General features: G+C 39.3%; 17 protein-coding genes. 2 read left to right on the top strand and 15 right to left on the bottom strand.

Annotated features, from left to right (window positions below):
* Positions 1-221 precede the first annotated feature (221 nt).
* From AC1Z3K_RS06555 to AC1Z3K_RS06595, 9 genes are all read right to left on the bottom strand, one after another.
* A complete protein-coding gene (locus tag AC1Z3K_RS06555; RefSeq protein ID WP_426083896.1) occupies positions 222-1406 on the bottom strand; it encodes a MalY/PatB family protein in 1185 nt (394 codons plus the stop codon).
* Positions 1399-2448 carry a M42 family metallopeptidase gene (locus tag AC1Z3K_RS06560; protein ID WP_461732229.1) on the bottom strand — a complete coding sequence of 350 codons (1050 nt, stop codon included), beginning with the start codon at positions 2446-2448 and terminating at the stop codon, positions 1399-1401. The genes AC1Z3K_RS06555 and AC1Z3K_RS06560 overlap by 8 nt, the downstream gene beginning before the upstream one ends.
* Positions 2445-3521 (bottom strand): M24 family metallopeptidase, encoded by a 1077-nt coding sequence (locus AC1Z3K_RS06565; RefSeq protein WP_461732230.1) that lies wholly within the window; start codon positions 3519-3521, stop codon positions 2445-2447. The genes AC1Z3K_RS06560 and AC1Z3K_RS06565 overlap by 4 nt, the downstream gene beginning before the upstream one ends.
* Before the next feature lie 360 nt (positions 3522-3881).
* Entirely contained in the window at positions 3882-5222 is a 1341-nt protein-coding gene (locus AC1Z3K_RS06570) for a PTS sugar transporter subunit IIC (RefSeq protein ID WP_426083890.1), read from the bottom strand.
* Between the two features lie 124 nt (positions 5223-5346).
* Positions 5347-5670, bottom strand: a complete 324-nt coding sequence (locus tag AC1Z3K_RS06575) for a PTS sugar transporter subunit IIB (RefSeq protein ID WP_461732231.1) — start codon at positions 5668-5670, stop codon at positions 5347-5349.
* A gap of 45 nt (positions 5671-5715) precedes the next feature.
* Positions 5716-6036 carry a PTS lactose/cellobiose transporter subunit IIA gene (locus AC1Z3K_RS06580; RefSeq protein WP_426083887.1) on the bottom strand — a complete coding sequence of 107 codons (321 nt, stop codon included), beginning with the start codon at positions 6034-6036 and terminating at the stop codon, positions 5716-5718.
* Positions 6037-6042: 6 nt separating this feature from the next.
* Complete coding sequence (locus tag AC1Z3K_RS06585) at positions 6043-7962, bottom strand: BglG family transcription antiterminator (RefSeq protein WP_426083885.1); 1920 nt, start codon at positions 7960-7962, stop codon at positions 6043-6045.
* 293 nt (positions 7963-8255) lie between these two features.
* On the bottom strand, positions 8256-9221 hold the full coding sequence (gene ilvA, locus AC1Z3K_RS06590) for a threonine ammonia-lyase (RefSeq protein ID WP_461732232.1): 966 nt from the start codon (positions 9219-9221) through the stop codon (positions 8256-8258).
* A gap of 397 nt (positions 9222-9618) precedes the next feature.
* Complete coding sequence (locus AC1Z3K_RS06595) at positions 9619-10350, bottom strand: SDR family oxidoreductase (RefSeq protein WP_461732233.1); 732 nt, start codon at positions 10348-10350, stop codon at positions 9619-9621.
* Between the two features lie 125 nt (positions 10351-10475).
* Here AC1Z3K_RS06595 and AC1Z3K_RS06600 point away from each other — a divergent pair, with 125 nt between their 5' ends.
* Positions 10476-10940, top strand: coding sequence for a MerR family transcriptional regulator (locus AC1Z3K_RS06600; protein WP_426083879.1), 465 nt, complete (start codon positions 10476-10478; stop codon positions 10938-10940).
* Positions 10941-11167: 227 nt separating this feature from the next.
* On the opposite strand, the gene AC1Z3K_RS06605 is transcribed toward AC1Z3K_RS06600, so the two are convergent.
* Both AC1Z3K_RS06605 and AC1Z3K_RS06610 read right to left on the bottom strand, forming a co-directional pair.
* Positions 11168-11617, bottom strand: coding sequence for a hypothetical protein (locus AC1Z3K_RS06605; RefSeq protein WP_426083877.1), 450 nt, complete (start codon positions 11615-11617; stop codon positions 11168-11170).
* 173 nt (positions 11618-11790) lie between these two features.
* On the bottom strand, positions 11791-12591 hold the full coding sequence (locus AC1Z3K_RS06610; protein WP_461732234.1) for a Cof-type HAD-IIB family hydrolase: 801 nt from the start codon (positions 12589-12591) through the stop codon (positions 11791-11793).
* Between the two features lie 122 nt (positions 12592-12713).
* Between AC1Z3K_RS06610 and AC1Z3K_RS06615 the strand changes: the two genes are divergently transcribed.
* The gene (locus tag AC1Z3K_RS06615; RefSeq protein ID WP_461732235.1) at positions 12714-13667 is read left to right on the top strand and encodes a LacI family DNA-binding transcriptional regulator; all 954 of its coding nucleotides are present in this window, start codon (positions 12714-12716) and stop codon (positions 13665-13667) included.
* Between the two features lie 198 nt (positions 13668-13865).
* On the opposite strand, the gene AC1Z3K_RS06620 is transcribed toward AC1Z3K_RS06615, so the two are convergent.
* The 4 genes from AC1Z3K_RS06620 to AC1Z3K_RS06635 all read right to left on the bottom strand — a co-directional run bounded on the left by AC1Z3K_RS06620 (position 13866) and on the right by AC1Z3K_RS06635 (position 17344).
* Positions 13866-15083 (bottom strand): EpaQ family protein, encoded by a 1218-nt coding sequence (locus tag AC1Z3K_RS06620; RefSeq protein ID WP_461732236.1) that lies wholly within the window; start codon positions 15081-15083, stop codon positions 13866-13868.
* Positions 15084-15360: 277 nt separating this feature from the next.
* Positions 15361-15981, bottom strand: a complete 621-nt coding sequence (locus AC1Z3K_RS06625; RefSeq protein ID WP_461732237.1) for an HAD family hydrolase — start codon at positions 15979-15981, stop codon at positions 15361-15363.
* Positions 15982-16227: 246 nt separating this feature from the next.
* The gene (locus AC1Z3K_RS06630; RefSeq protein ID WP_461732238.1) at positions 16228-16986 is read right to left on the bottom strand and encodes a hypothetical protein; all 759 of its coding nucleotides are present in this window, start codon (positions 16984-16986) and stop codon (positions 16228-16230) included.
* 55 nt (positions 16987-17041) lie between these two features.
* The gene (locus AC1Z3K_RS06635) at positions 17042-17344 is read right to left on the bottom strand and encodes a hypothetical protein (protein ID WP_461732239.1); all 303 of its coding nucleotides are present in this window, start codon (positions 17342-17344) and stop codon (positions 17042-17044) included.
* Between the last annotated feature and the right edge of the window lie 7 nt (positions 17345-17351).

A 17351-nucleotide genomic window follows, 5' to 3' on the forward strand; every position in this document is an offset into this window, starting at 1 on the left:
TTAACCCCTGTCAGCTCTAGTATCTCTTTTGTTGTCTTTCCTTCAATTTTCAATTCAATTACTTTCTCTTTGACTTCAAGAGAATACGCCATTTTTTTCTTCATCAAAAGCACCTCCGCTAAATTTATTATATAAAATAAATTCAACGGAGGTGCCTCTTTTTTATATTCTCATTCTTGGGGGTCAGTGCCCTTTTGTCTCGACCTCTTTTTCATATCTATTTAATGATTTATACTGCTTTTTTGAACTGCCCGAAGCAGACGCTCAAGACCATCGCTAATTTTATCACGAGGAGCACCAAGATTGAAACGCAAATATTTTTTGCCTTCCTTCCCATAGGTATCGCCCCGCATAATAGCTACCTTTTCCTGATGGATGAGAATTTTTTGAAGCTCATCCATACTAACTGGTAAACGGCTAAGGTCTAGCCAAGCTAAATAAGAAGCTTCAGGAATGTATGCAGAAATGTAGGGATGCTCTGCCAGCCTGTCTGTCAACATCAGAAATGTGTCATCCAGGTAGCTGTTAAGCTCTGCCAGCCATTTCTGCTGATAATTGTAACAGTCCTGCAGTGCCAGCATGCCCAGATAGGGTACTGAAGAAAGACCATCCTTATTTTTAAGCACAGTTAAAAAGCTTTCACGGAGAGTCCTGTCTGGTACAATGGCATAAGAGCAGCCCATTCCCGGACTATTAAAGGTTTTAGAAGCAGAAGATAGTAAAACCACAGGGACTTTTAGCTTATCCGCAAACGTCACGATTGGATGATGGAAAACGCCTTTTCGGCGAATATCCATATGAATCTCATCGCTGATAATTCCCACCTGATACTGATTACACAGCTCAATCAACGTAGTTAACTCCTCTTGATTAAATGCTCGTCCAGTAGGATTATGAGGGTTGCACAGTAAAAATATTTCTGGTCTTTCTTTCTCAAATACCTCAGCCAGCTCCTCAAAATTAATTTGGAAGCCTGTTTCTTTTTTTAAACTTACAGAAATTAAGGCTTGTTTATTTTCTGCTACTGTTTTAAAAAATGCATCATAGCAAGGTGTAAGCGTGACAACCTTTCCACCTGGTTCTGAAAGCAGCTGTAAAAATACCGATAAGCTGTAAATCACACTTGGGCTGTAGACAATCCAGTCTTCTGCAACTATTGTTTGAAAATGCCGGCTAAACCAACTAGCAATCGCTCCCTTAAAATCAGAATGATTCCAGCGGGTATAACCAAATACACCACGTTTCACAGCATCTGTCAGAACCTCCTGTGTCCCTTTAGGAATCTTAAAGTCCATATCTGAAATAGAAAACGGCAGTAGACCTTTTTCACCAAAACGATCTTGAACATAATCCCATTGCGTTGAATACGTACCGATTCTTGAAACAATTTGATCAAAATCAGTCAATTGCTTTTCCTCCTGCTTTATCTGTGTTTTCAATATATCGGCAAATCAGCTCTATTGCCTGTCGACAATCGCCGAGATTGACTATTGAATACCATGAGTGACAATAGCGAACTGGTACGCTTAACACAATTGTTGGTTTGCCTTTATACAGCTGAATCGAGCCGGCGTCCGTTCCGCCGCCGGTAAACTGATCAAATTGATACGGGATTCCTGCTTTTTCAGCGGTTTCCTGTAAAGCATCTGCCAGTTCCATATTGGCCAGCGCTGTTTTATCATAGAGACAAATACCTGGTCCCTGCCCCAAAATACGTGTCTTTCTAGCTGCAGCATTGGGGGTGTCTTTACCATTGGCAACATCGATAATAATATTGATATCTCCTTGAACCTTAGCAGCCGCAACTTTCGACCCTCTTGTTCCAGCCTCTTCCTGAGCTGTGGCAACACCAATAATTTCCACATAGTCCAGCACTTGATCAGCGAAATAATCCAGTACACCAGCCATTACACTACAGCCCACACGATTGTCCAAAGCCTTTCCAATTACGTACTCACCGTTCACACTTTCTCTTGCTGCCGTATCAGGAGTAATCATATCACCAATCTGGATACCAAGCTCCTGCACTTCTTCTTTACTAGAAACACCCAAATCGATGTACATTTTGTCGATTGGTACAACCTTGTCATTCATGACTGAGCCTTCCGGCAAGGTGCCTACAATCCCTAAATAAGTCTGTCCGTTCTTTCGAGCAGTGATTCGGACAGTCTGACCTAAGATTACATGCCCCCACCAGCCGCCAACTGGCTGAAAATAAACAAAGCCGTCTAAATCAATGTCCCGGATGAAGAAGCCAACCTCATCAAGATGGCTGTACACAGCAATTCTTTTTTTCCTTGTGCTCAGGTTGCCAAAATAGTGATTTTTAAAATCATCTTTTAGCACTGGTTGGGAAATCGTCTGTGCTAAGTAATCGCCAACCTTATCTTCACGTCCTGCAATCCCGTCTAAATTTGATAAACGAAGTAAACGTTCTTTTAGTTTCATTCAATCGTCATCCATTCTTTATTTGTTTTAGTCAACAGCTCTACTTCTCCATCTGCAGTGACAAAAATATCGTCTTCAATCCGAATGCCAAAACTACTAGGAATATATACACCTGGTTCTACCGTAAAGCTCATTCGCGGCTGAATAGTAAGCTGATTTAATTGATTTACGGCAGGATATTCATGGCAAGATAAGCCGATTCCATGCCCTAGTCCATGAGAAAAATACTCAGCCAATCCGCCAGTGGATAATGCACTGCGGGCAGCAGCATCAATTTCTGCCAGAGTTCTGCCTGTTTTAACTGCTTCAATCGCCTGTCTTTGCGCCTGAAGCACCTGATCATACGTCCTTTTTATGCCGTCATCCACTTTACCAAGTGCAAAGGTTCGTGTCATATCCGAATAGTAGCCCCCAGATATACAACCAAAGTCAATCATAATTAGTTCGTTTTCCTGAATAATCTTTTTAGATGCGTGGGCATGGGGCAGAGCCGTTCTTATTCCGGACGCAACAATCGTTTCGAAGGCCGGACCTTCACTGCCGATACGCTTGCTGTAGTAGTCAATTTCATTGGCGGCATCTAGTTCTGACATGCCTGATTTTATGATAGAGATGATATAACTGAAGGTTTGATCAGCCAGCCCCGCAGCTTTTCTTAATGCCGTAATTTCTGTATCGCTTTTAAACATCCGCAGTTCTTCAATTAGATTCTGCGTCTCTATTAAATGTCCACCTTGATCATCTGCTAATTTCCTAAGGGCACTAAACATCTGATAAGAGATTGAGCCTCCCTCAAAGCCTAAGGTACCTGCTCCAACAATTTTTGCTAAATGCTGCCACTGGTTATTTTGTTCAGTTGTCGTAATAATACGGATATCTTTTGTCTGTTGCTGGGCCTGCTCTGTGTAGCGTCCGTCAATCAGTAGATAATCTTGAGTCAACCCAACTGCCAGCAAACCATTAGAACCGGTGAAACCACTCAAATACCGCCGGTTAATTTTGTCGCTGATAAGCAGTACATCTATATTTTGAGCTTCCATAGTAGCCTTGACAGCTGTTAATCGATGTTTCATTTTCAACCTCCTTGAAAATAATCAAAGAGTCTGGGACATAAACAAAATCCCAGACTTTTGACATCCCTAAAACCGAATAAACGGTATTCCAGTCTTTGTATGCTTCGAGGATCGCAACAGAGTGAGAACCGTAGACGCAAAAGCAGCTTTCTCGGAAATAAGCCGAATAAGCTCAAAAATATGAGAAGCTCCAGGTAGGTATCAATCAACAGCCACTCGGTTCCCTCGTAGTGTTTCTTGACAATTTTCGGATTATTCTTCTTATTGCTGTGAAACACAGTGAGGGACAAGCTGATGTTAAACAGTACCTCCTTGGTTCTCGGAGCTGAACACTTTTGTCACAACCTCTTCTTTCGTTTATTAAAAGTCTAAATCGGCCAGAAGTGCTTCATCTTCTTCACTGATTACACGATGTTCCTCTGTTTTTTGTTTTTCCTGCTCCAGCTCCTGACGCTCAAGAACTTTGAAGAATGGCAGGTAGAGCGCAAAAGATAGTCCAATCTGAACTAACTGAATGATAATGGCACGCCAGTCAAATCCAGTCAAAAAGCCCTCCATAAAAACTGGTACATAAGGCGGATCAAAAATCGGATAATTTAACAAACCTAATTTCATACAAATCATTGGAATCATTCCTACAAAAGCACCGCCAAAAATAAATGGAATCATCAGTACGGGATTCAAAATAATTGGAACACCAAACAGCACAGGCTCATTAATCCCAAAAAGCGAAGGTAATAATGCCACAGCACCAACTTTTTTGTAGCGTTGGGAACGGCTGACTAACATAGCAATAACCAGACCGATTGTTACACCTGAGCCAGTAAAATTAGCAAAAGCAGATAAGGTGCCTCCGGTAATCACATGCGTCAAAGGCTGGCCTGCTTCGTGGGCAGCAATATTTTCGGATAGATACTGAACAGCAATTGGCGATAAAATCGGCGATAGAACAGCCGAATGAATTCCGAAAAACCAGAATACCAGCCGCAAAACTAAAATCAGATAAATCACCCACAGCGAATCAAGTCCGCCAATTGCCGGTGCCAGCATTTCCATAATCACTTGAGGCAGTAGTGTACCGCCAGTCAGTGAGTCTGTAATCGCACGGATTGTAATGAACAAAACGCCGATTGCGGCAGTTGGTGTAATTAGCTCAAAGGAACTGGAAACAAAATCTGGTACACCCTCCGGCATCTTGATAACAAGCTTATGCTTTGTAAAAAACTGGTAAATCTTCACACAAATAATAGCAATAAAAATCCCGGCAAAAAGCCCTTTGGAATCGAGATGGGTAGCGACGATGTTTCCATTCTCATCCACATCCATGGCAACAAGCAGAAATCCAATTCCTGCGAGAATCATTGAGCCAATCGTATAGAGCTTCCACTGCTCACTTAGAAAATAAGCAATCGCTAAAACCGCATATAGTCCCACTAATCCTAAAGAAACTTTAGATAATAGACCAAAGATATACCCATACTGATCAAACCAATTTTGTACAGCTGTTACTTTGATAAACTCCGGAATTGATGGAAATATTGCTGCAATCGAACCAAGCAGCAGAGCTGGCGTCAAAACGACCATTCCTTTTTTTATAGCTGTTAAATACGCATTATTATCCACTTTATTTGCGACAGGAACCAATGTTTTGCGGATAAATCCCTCAATCTTATCAAAGGTCGAGACTTTCGTTTGTTCCATTTTTTTCCCCTCCAACTAATACAAATCTTATAAAGAAACTAGTTTTCAACTTGATTTTCTTCTTATAATAATCTTTTTTTCATACACAAAAGTTTTTACAGGATTTATATTGTTTTTATTATTTTTACTGATTTTTACGATAGGCTAAAATTGCCTGCTTCATTACGGTTGCACCATCCATTGAGCCATAGATATCAGAAGTCAGTAAAACAGACGGCTTATTGATTTTTTCTGCCTCACCCTTGATGTAGTCATATTTGTGACTTAGCTGAGGGCCTACCAAAATAACATCATAATCATTGATATAGCGGTCCAGCTTATCTACTCCAATCGCTTCCATCGGGTAGTCCTCTACCTCCAGCTTTGCTGATTCCTTGACTACTTTCTTCATTGCTTCCATCATCATTGTGGTTGAAAAACCACCTGCGCAAACCAATAGTGTCTTCATTCTTTTCTTCCTTTCTTATTTCCAAGCAGTTTACTGCTTTAATTTTTACTCTGCTCCGTTCGTTTGATCTCTTAACATTTCAATCATTTCTTCAATCAAATCTCTTGCCAGTAGACTGTTCATTAAATGATCCTGTGCATGAACCATTAACAGTGTGGTTTCTGTCTTTTCTCCATTAATTTCTTTTGTAATTAGAGCCGTTTGTTCTTCATGAGCAGTAATGCTTTTTTCTTTTGCCTCTTTCATTTTTTCATCGGCTTCCTTAAACTTGCCCTTTCTTGCCAAGCGCAATGCCTCAAATGCTGCCCCTCGGCTATCTCCAGAAGCTGAAATAATTTGAAAAATACTTTTTTCCTGTTCCGTCATAATCCATTATCCTCTCTTAAGCATTTCTCTTAAATAGTGAGAAAAGTCCTCGTAATTTCTAATACTGTCCAGTCTTTTTTCAAATGCCTGGTCATCAATCATTCGAATCATCAATCTGCTGATTTCTTTGTGTATAAACAAATGACCATTGCCGATATTAATGAGAAATATTAGTCGAATCTGCTTATTCTTAAACGCTGCTGCCGGTCGTACAATAATTACGTCAATGCATTCATGAATCGCTTTCGCTTCCATCGGATGAGGTCCTGCAATCCCATTATGATAAATCGTATCCACCAAATGTTCACGGCGTAATACCAGCGTTCTATATCCACTGTCTGCTTCTCCATTTTCTTCCAATCTATCCGCTCTTTCCTCCAGTAATCTCAAATAATCCCTTTCATTGGAAATGGTAAAATTCTTTTCTGTGAATAACCCCAGCAAATGTTGATCAAAATCTGTATCAATGGTTTGATCCTCCTGAATCAAAAGCAAGTCATTTTGAATTTTTTTTATTTCCTTCTCAGTTAGCAATGCCTGTGTATAAATAACCGGTATTCGATCAACCTTAAGTTCAATCGGTACTGTGGAAATAATTAAGTCATAGGTTTCATCGATTGCTTCAGCTTCAATAATCGAAAAAGTTTGTACTTCAGCGTTTACAAAAATTTGCTCCAGTTTGGTTTTTAATAAATAAGAAGCGCCGCCGCCAGTTGCGCAAATTACAGCTAATCTTTTATAACGCTTTATTTCTTCCTGAGATTTTTTTTCCAAACTAGCAGCGAAATAAATAGCCAGATAGCCCATCTCATCTTTTGTAATGGTTACCTCTACATTGTTGCTGATTAGCTGGATAAAGTCGTAAGCAATCGTAAATACATTCGCATAGCGGGTATAAACATCCTCAATGATTGGATTTTCCAGCTGATGCCCAACATATAACCGCTGAAGCAGCGGCGCCACATGAAGAGCCAGTGCTTCTTTTAGCTCTTTATCCTGATAGAAATGTGTCCGATATTTTTGGTCTATTTCCGCTAGCGCCTGATCAATATAGCCATGAAGTTCATCATATTGAGAAAACTCATTAACTGCCAGCATCTTTCCATATAGCTGACGGCTTAAATAGATTTTTTCATTTTCAGGCAGCCGGATATCTTCATGGGTTTCTAAATATTCAGCAATTCTTTCTGTTAGCTTTGCGTAACTGCTCTTATTCTTAAAGATTCCCTGCGATTCTTTTAACAAATTATTCTGCTGAATACGAAAACTAAGAAGTATGATATGAAGAATCAAATTATCCAATACCAGATCATTCATTTTTATCCCCAACTGCTTAACACTGTCGGTCACACACTTTCTAAGCTTTTGCTCATCAAATAGTTCCAGAAATGCTGCATATTCAGGAGTCGTTTGTGGTTTGGAAATATCGTTTCGCAGCAGCCGGATAATTAGCTCCCGCCGCTTCTCTTCCGAGCCGACAATCTTATAACCGTAATAAGGTTTGGCATAAAGCGTCAATTCTTGTTCTTCAAGCTGCTCCCTGACAAAAATTAAGTCATTTTTTACAGTAGAGCCGCTAACCGCCAGTGTTTCCGATATTTGACCAATAGTTAAGTACTCCTCAGCAAACAATAATAAAAGCGTGATGGTAACTTTACGGACTTCTGGATCTGCTAAGTTTAGCTGCGGGCTGTCAGACAGTTCAGTGAGGTACTGATCAAAACGCTGTTTATCTGAAATTTCTAAAGCATACCCTTGACCTCTTACCATAGAAACCTTGAACCCATAGCTGGCCGCAGTTGAATTAATCTTTTTGATATCCGTGGAAATCGTTCGAGGCGATACATCAATCATTTTGGCAAGCTTTTCGACAGACTGACGTCTTGTATCAGCTAATAAATACCGGATGATTTTTTCTTCCCTCATACGCTCTCCTCCTCTGCTCTTAAGATAACGCGAAAGCGCTTTAAATAAAATAGTATCTTTTTCTGATTGAAATGGAAATTTTTGTCTTATCCTTAGCCGTAAGGCTGATATATCTTGGTTTCAAAAGACTCGCTGAAATCAATCAGAGAATTTAATTATACCCAACTCAGGCCGCAGTTCTACCGTCCAATCACAAAAAATCTGCTTTTCTTCTTAAAACAAAAACTATGCCGCAATCAGTAAACGGCTAAAAAATAATCGCTTACCTGATTCCGACATAGTTTCTTATATGCTTATAAAACTTCCTTTAAAACAGAGAAATCGATGTTTCCTCCGGAAACAACCACTGCTGTTTTCTTCCCTTTCAATAGATGATCAATCTTCCCGCTTAAAACAACGGCTGTACTTAATGCACCTGCTCCTTCGGCGATTACCTTTTCTTTTAATGCTAAAAAGAAAACCGCTTCTGCTATTTCCTGCTCCTCAACCAAAACAGTTTCATCAATGCGGTTCTTGACTATTTCATACGTAAGCTCACCTGCTAAGGCAACATCGCAGCCGTCAGCCAGCGTTCGAGACGTGCGGTTAGGAATTCGCTTGTGGCCCCAAATGGATCGAATCATACCATGCACCTGATAGCTCTGTACACCAATAATTTGAATTTCCGGACGTATTTCCTTGACTGCCAGAGCTATTCCTGCAATGAGTCCACCCCCGCCGATTGGAACAATAATAGTATCTACGTCAGGCAAATCTGCTAAGATTTCAAGTCCGATTGTACCCTGACCATAAATAATCTCTTGGTCATCGAAAGGTGAAATAAACAATTCTCCCGACTGCTCAGCCTCCATGATTGTCAGCTGCTTCGTTTCATCAAAGGTTTCTCCAGCCAATACTACTTCCGCGCCATATGCTTTTGTTGCTTCAATCTTTGTCCGCGGTGCTGTCATCGGCATATAGATACGGGCATTTATTCCCAACAGAGAAGCAGCCAGTGCTACTCCCTGCGCATGATTTCCAGCTGAGCAGGCAATAACACCTTTGTTCTTTTCAAGCTCTGAAAGCTGCTGCAGCTTATTGTAAGCGCCTCGAAATTTAAATGCGCCTGTCCGTTGAAGATTCTCCAGCTTTAAAAATATTTCTCCGTCAATCATTTGATTCATCGTATTGCTGGGCATTAGCGGTGTATGGATAATGTGCGGTTTTAGTCGTTCATAAACAGCAGCCATATAAGGCGCAGCTTCTACAGTGGACTTCATCGGTTTCCCTTCTTTCAGCAGCAGTTACTCCGTAAATACGGACTCAACCATATTGTAACGCTTACATCCTTGTTATACCAACCCTTGCACTTTCAAGTGAAAAACTTTTTTGTCTGTTGTTAGTCTATTCTCATTTTGTTTATTTTTAACACCGCATTATGCTTAAGTATGAGAAATGTTTCTACTTTGGATTTCCATCACTAGCAGTTGTTTCATCTTGGTTCTTTTATCGGTTACTAGTTAGAATATTACCCTGTATTTGAAACACAATAGCTAATTTTTCGAAAAAGCAAATTTTATCTCAACGTGTATTCAGATTAAAAAAGCAGAATAACACAAAGAGAGTGTTCTATCCTGCTTTTCATTTATAAATCAACTGATTTTAGATTGGTTTGTACTATCCGTCCTGCCGTGTTGCAGCAATATCGATTTCGCGAATATTGACTTCCTGAGGCATATCATAGATAAACTTAACCGCCTCAGCCACATGCACAGGGTTCATAGTAACACCGCCCATTGTATCTTTCCAGGCTTCATAATCAGAAAGAGCCTGCTGGTCAGTCACATGTGTCAGTAGTTCTGTCTCGGCAGCTCCTGGTGCAACTAAAGAGACGCGGACATTATAGCTGGAAACCTCTTCCCGAACTGTTTCACTTAAGCCATGCACCCCAAACTTTGATGCTACATACGCCGCATGATTCACAAAGGTTTTACGACCAGCTAAAGAAGACATGTTGATAATCGTTCCGTGTTTTCGGTCTTTCATATTTGTTAATACCGCCTGCATGCCATTTAGTACACCTAGCACGTTGGTATCCATCATGGTTTTCCATTCATTTGGCTCTTGATTTTGAACATTTCCCAACAGCATAACACCTGCATTATTGATTAAAAGATCCGTGGGTCCATAAACAGCTTCTGCTTCTTTTATGCTGTTTTTGAAGGCTTCTCCATCAGTTACATCTACACTATCTACTATAACCTTCTCAAAGTTTAGCGGCAGCTTCATTATTTTTTCTTTCCGTCTGCCTAACAGCAGCATAGGATAATCTTCCTGATTAAACAGCTTTGCAATTTCTGATCCAAATCCAGAGCTTGCCCCAGTGATGACAACTAATGGTTTATTCATAGTCAATTCCTGCTTTCTTTGTTAAAGTATACTTAGTATACAAGTTGGAGCTTACTCCAAGTCAAGAGAACTGATTCAGCTTTTTTTATTACTGCTAAATAATCAAATCTGAAGGAGGAAATAGAATGTATTCTATCGGAGAAATTTCAAAAATATATGGTATCTCAACGGATACTTTACGCTATTACGATAAGGAGGGGCTGCTGCCTTTTGTAAAAAAATCCCCATCAGGCCGGCGGATATTTACCCAAGATGATTTAGGCTATATTGAAGTGATTGAGTGTTTGAAAAAATCGGCTATTCCCGTTAAAGAAATTGCAAAATTTATGAATTGGTGTGTACAAGGTGCAGAAACCCTGCCGGAACGCTACGAATTTATTGTTGAGCAGGAAGAGCTGTTGGAAACAAAAATCAAACTATTGGAAGCAAATCTGGCATTTCTCCGTTGGAAGAAATGGTACTATAAAAAAGCCAAGGATGCCGGAACTGAAGAAATCTTTTTTGAGCCGGGAACGCGGCAGGTTTCCAACAAGTGGCACAAAGAGTATTTGAAAAGTCTGGGCGCACAGGTTGAAAAAGAAACTGTGTAAGAAATCATCTGAATCTAATATGACCGACAACATAAAGCGACCAACCAGATTTCTCCAGTTGGCCGTTGGTCTAACTATTCATTCTCATCTCATTCTATATTTTTGAGAAAATCCGCTTTAATTCCGAAGAGTCAGCTTTTAACATATTGTTTATTCAGCTTTAGAGGCGGGTGATGTGCTAATGTCACCGCTTCTTTATTTATCGTTAGCAGCTATACTTCCGACTCCTAAGCTTTTTTTATCGGTGTGTAGTAATCCATCTGATCATAACCCAGAATTTCTTTCGCAGCTGGGGCGGTAAAGCTGTTTCCTAATTGAAATCTTGACAGATCCCGTTGAAATCCATGTTCAGCCAAGAACTTATCTACTTCCATGGTCATTGCTTCCATATCTGTTTGCTGGTCAATCCCCGTTGAGACAGCATACAGGCCCCCTGTAAAGTCGATGATTTCAAACTCAGCCGGAACGCTCAGCCCATCTTCATAAATGTATAGCCAATGGAATCCTTCTTTTTCCTTAGTTGTATTGTCCCAAAATAGAAAATCTTTCGGAAAAATATCCCGAGGTATTGTCGAAAACCATTGCTCAAAATGCTCAAATTTTTCCTCACCAAACATGCCGATTCCCGACGAGACCATCTTTCGGTCACTGATTTCAATAATTCTGATAGCTTCCATAATTATCCCCCTATTTCATTTTTTAGCAACTACTGTCAGTACTACTTGACCGCTATCATATCAAAAATCATATACGAATAAAAGGGGAACAAAGAAACTTTTTCTAACATAATTTTCGACTCTTTAATCTCTTTAAATACCCAAGCTTTTGCTCTTTTACTTTTCTTCCTTAACTATTCTAGGTCTATCAGCTTCTCAATCGTTGCCAGAACCGTATCTGTATTATTATTGCCTATTATCGTTTTCGCAGCTTCTCTGATGACAGGGCTGCCATTTTCCATAGCAAAGCTATGGTGAGCATGGACTATCATTTCATAGTCATTACCGCTGTCGCCGAACGCTGCTACCTCCTCATCTGCAATCCCCCACTCCTTTTGCAGCAGTTTAATACCATTCGCTTTGTGAATCCCCGGAATAATTAAATCAATATCTCCATGTCCGCTGGAAACCGGAACCAGCCGCCCTGCTAATACCTTTTCCAGTGCTGCCAATGTTTCTGTGACTGCTTCCGTCTCAAAGCTCAGTGCAATTTTGAAAAGAGTATCTTCAATCTCGTTAAAATCAGCTACTTTTTGAATTTCTGGATAATAAATTTTAGAAAGCGCCAACGTTTCCGGTGAGATATCTTCTGATACATATGCACTGTTTTTACCGCAAAGAATTAAATTCTTAGGCTCCAGCTTTTCAATCACTTGAAGAACCTGCTGGACAAGCCCGGGTTCCATCTGTCCGTGATAAAAAGAGCTTCTCCCTAAAATAATATTTGCTCCATTCTCAGAAACAAAACTAATTCTTTCATCGTACTCCGGAAAAAAGGATCTTAATTGAAAATACTGATTGCCGCTGGCAACTACAAAGCGAATGCCTTTTTCCTCCATCTTTTGGAAAGCTTTAGCAAACCGTTTTCGGTCATATTCCTTCTGATTATTTAAAAATGTACCATCCATATCTACTGCAATCAATTTCACTGCCATTGTTGTTCCTCCTATTTTATGATAATTCAAGTGTACACGCTGGAACGCGTTCCACGTCAAGCAAAAAAAGACAGCCGCTTTTTTAATTTTTCAGTATACTGAGCTAGAGGAGATGATTAGCTGTGACCAATATTAGAGATATTACCCGAATGGCAAAGGTATCCGTTCCCACGGTATCCCGCGTGCTCAATCAACACCCCCATGTCTCTTCAGAAACGAGACAACGAATCAATCAAATCATTGCAGAGACAAATTATATTGCGAATAAAAATGCTGTTAATCTTAGCAAAGGAACCAGTAATACAATTGGCATTCTGATTCCTTACAACAACAATTCCTGTTATGATGAGCTGATTAGCAGCATCCTTTTAGAAACAAAGAAATATGGCTATCAGGTGTTGCTGCTGCCGACCTTTTTTGAAAAGGATGCAGAAAGCCATTACTATTCTCTTCTACAAAAAAAAGTTATTGACGGGCTGATTGTTACTTATCAATCCCGTAATGATAAAACCATCGACCAGCTCGCCTCTGCTGGTCCGGTTGTTTTAACTGAAAAAAGCAACTCAGCTGTTGTCTCTGCAATATTTCCAGATCGTCAGTATGCCTATGAAGAAGTGTTCAGGCATCTTGCTTCTGAAGGACGAAAAAGTGTCAGATTTATTGTCAACCGTTCCATTCAGGAAAGCGTCAGTTCGTTAAAAAAAGCCGAAACTTTCAAAAAATACTTTGGTTCTTTCTCTGAAGGGGTGAACTACTTTCCTCATATTCGAACATACGAAGATGGCTTTGAATTAAGCAAAACACTCTTTTCAGCTGTCGAAAAACCAGACGCCATTTTTTCCAATGGAGACGAGGTTGCTGCTGGTATCATCGCAGGTGCGAAGCAAATCGGTTATGAGCATGGGAGCGATTTTGTCGTAGTGGGTGAAAGTAATTTACCTTATAGCCGGCTCTCTGGATTTTCGAGTATTGATTTTCGTCAATCCGAAATTGGCAGAGAGGCCGTTCAACAGCTCCTTTTCGGAAAGAAGCCTGTCCATTGTGCAAAAAAACCTTTAGTTGTCATTCGAGACTAGTCGATGACAGCTAAAGGTTTCTTATTAGATAGTGCTCTTACTCAGTTTTTTATAGACTAGTTTGTTCTATCTTTTACTACAATTACATATTAAAAAAGAGAAAGCTTCACCTCCACTAGGATAGCCTTTCTCTTCTTAACGGAACTAATATTTTCCTTCTAAATTAAGGAAACATTAGAAAGAAAACAGAGGCTGCACTTATCGCCGATGCCTGCTGGATCTTGTTCCTATCTCTATCGAATTTTTCATTTCAGCTGTGCTGTGCGGCCCATTCTTTTCTGTGGTCTGCCGATCACTAATCGTTAATCCAATAAATAGATAAACAATTGGCATCCATTGATATGATGTAAAAGTCTGCTCCATAGTAGAATGAATAAATACACAAAAAAATGCTAATAAAAATGAAATATCTCTTTTCGAATGAAGAATTCTTGGGTTCCAGAATTTGTAGATAATTAGTGTAAACAGACCAAACAACAACAAATACCCTAATAAACCATAATTTCCCAAAATAAACAGAAATCCATTATGAACGGCTTGTGGCCGTACATAATTTGTACTTTTAAAGGTTTCCATCCCTATCAGAATATGGCGAGGTTTACTCAGCCAGTCACGAAAGAACTCGTTCCAGATAGCTTCTCTTCCAGAAAATAGAATTGTCGATTTAGATTGGGCAATAAGATAGAAGAACATCGGTGCGATTAGTGATAAGAAAGCGAAAATACCGGCAAAGACATTTATTTTTAGTGTTTGAATAAACTTTTTAGAGAAGAAATTATCCAGCAGTCCAAATATCCCTAAAACTAAAAATGAAGTATCAGACCGTAGCGCCCAGATAGCCAGCAAACTACTCGCATAAATTGGAATTTGTAGGAAATATTTCATCTTGCCTATATTTAATGATTTTAGAAAAATCACAATTGTGATAGTTGAAAAAGTGATTGCGGCGCCAATTGTATTAGAATTAATCCAGTTGGGTATTCCAGTGCTAACCGTCACATAAACCTTATAAAGAATAACTACTAATGAAACAAAAGAAATTCCTATTAATAAAGTAAAATCAATCGCATCAAAAATTATTTTCTTAAATCCCAGTAAAAATAAGCAAATAATTGGGATGACTAGCGGTTGATTATCAATATTGAAAAGAACAGACACCAATAAATAAAATAGAAAGACAATAATAGCTAAAGCCAAAAGCAGCCAATCCGGCTTTGTCATTTCTTTAAAGTTAATTACTAGAATAAGTAGCAAACCGGCTAGACAGATGTATGCTGCATTACTATATACAAACAGGACTTTCTCGTTTACTATTCCCATTATCCACATCCAGTAGCTCCCAGCCAATAGTATAAGCAGAATCAAGTTACTGAACTTAGTCACAATTTTCCCCATAGTTAAATGTCCACTCCTCATAAAACACCGACAAACATTTTAGACGTCACTGCTTTCGTTTAATTTCTTCAATTTCTATTTTTCTTATTGAGTTCTCTTTTCATATTATTTTAGCACTTTATTTTAACACTATTGTTGACAATTTTTGTGTTTATTACCCACAAAAATGCTCATAAGATTTCTATAAATACTAAAATTAAGCAAATATAGTATACAACAAATGCAAACACTTGGACACCGCTATCTTTTTTACCTATTTCCACTACTCATAATTTAATACACAAAAGCTATCTTACAACTAATTTTCTTTAAAAATATCAATCCCAGCTACTTTAAAATCACTAAGTAAGTCCGCTACTTTTCCTCTAAAAACCGTCCCATTCATCCCCATATTCATAGCCGCTTCTATATTTAAAGGCATGTCGTCGATAAAGAAGCAATGAGCCGGTACCAATTGAAAATGGCTGCAGAAGGTTTTATAGATTTCAGCCTCCGGTTTAATCATATGCCATTCCGCTGATAAGAATATACCGTCAAAATAATCCAGACCAGGTATCTTATCCTTGAACTGATAAAATGCCAGAGAAGTGTTAGAAAGAATGTATAGCTGATAGCCTTTTTCCTTCAACTTCAAAAGTACCTGCTCCATTTCAGCAATCGGCTTAATTTCCTTGTACCAGTCTTCAATCATTTCCACAGCAGTAGTCTGCAATATCGCAGGCAGTTTTAGACAGGCCGCCTCTTTTAATGCTGCTTTCGTAATAGTACCCCGATCATATTTTATCCATTCAGGAGAATGAAAAATGGCATTCAGCAGCAGATTCTGATGGCTTGTATCATCTGTAAACTTACGGATGAATTCCTTTGGCTTGTAGCAAACCAGAACATTTCCTACATCAAAGACAATATTTTTAATCACAGCTCTTCCTCACTTTCACTACATTTTATGATTACTACTCATTTTCTATCATAAGTCAGTAGATTCAAAAAAGCCAACCTTCTACCAAAAAATTAAGGAAAGCTAAAAGGAGTGCGGACATAACTCCTCCCTAACCTTTTCTTTCACTAATATCATCCTAATAAGCAGCAGCGGGACAGGGGTGGTTCCCACAATACCTAACCCATCTGTCTCGGTCTTCAAGCAGCTATACATCAACTATTCACTTTACAGCTGCGGTTTTCTTTTTCGCCGCCTCCACCACTTCAAAATACTCCGCTTTTGAGCTTTTTTTAACATTTGCGGCAAATCTTGTTTAGTAGAGGGCGTATCCTTATTTATTTCATTTAGCTTCAATACTGCATAAATCCGCTGAGCATCTAAACGATCTAAAACAAAGCCTGCATGGTTCACTATGGATAAAACGTTAAAAATCCAAGCCAGTATCGTACCATCATCTCTATATTTAGAGATGTTTGGATCACGCTTCAGCAGCTCTAGCAACTGTTTATAACCGCTATCTAAATAATCCATATATTCATCTAGCGTTTGAAATAGCTCCGTCTCAAATAGTTCTACTCTACTGTGATTAAATAGCGTGGCTTCCAGCCATCTACGGCTTTTTTCCGCCCGCTCGCTGCTTTTTAAGAAAAACAGGTGATAGTCTTCTTCATTTGAAGCCAGATACCGCTCCAACAAGTTCAATACCATCATCATTTGCTTGATGCTTAAGGGTTCTATATTAGCAAACTCCAGCTTCTTTCCATAGATACTTTTAAACGCATCAATCAGATTTTGCGACATTTGTCGATGCTCAATCTGAATCAAACAATAGACTTTCTCCAAAAAATATGGAGTCCAGGCAATATCTGCAAAGGCATCCTCATAGATAATTGCTGCAATTTTTTGACTCTCATTCTCTCGAATCATATTTTGTAGCTTTTCCAAGTAGTAGTCAACAACCTTTAGATATTCTAGTTTTTCCATTGAAATTCCTTCTTCTATCACTTTACCCTGCTCCTTATTTACTCACGGTTCTTTTTTACCACTGCATATATTCTGAGGAGGTATAACTGCCAAGATTGTCCACTGGTCTTTTCAGCATGCTACCGCCCTGTGACTCAATAACCTCGACTACTTTATGATTTTTGACCAACATCTGCTGTCCTCTGTGACTATTACCGATAATTATTTCGTAATACCCATCTACCATAGCAGAAAAATCAATCGCCTTAATCAAGACCTTGTAATATTCTTCAACATTTTGCTCTCTTTCATCTAAGTCGCTGCCCCCTTTATAAGGATGCTGAATTGGAATTACCGCTGAGACAGTCTGTGAGGTCATTAGCTGT

Source organism: Enterococcus sp. LJL128 (assembly GCF_056924295.1).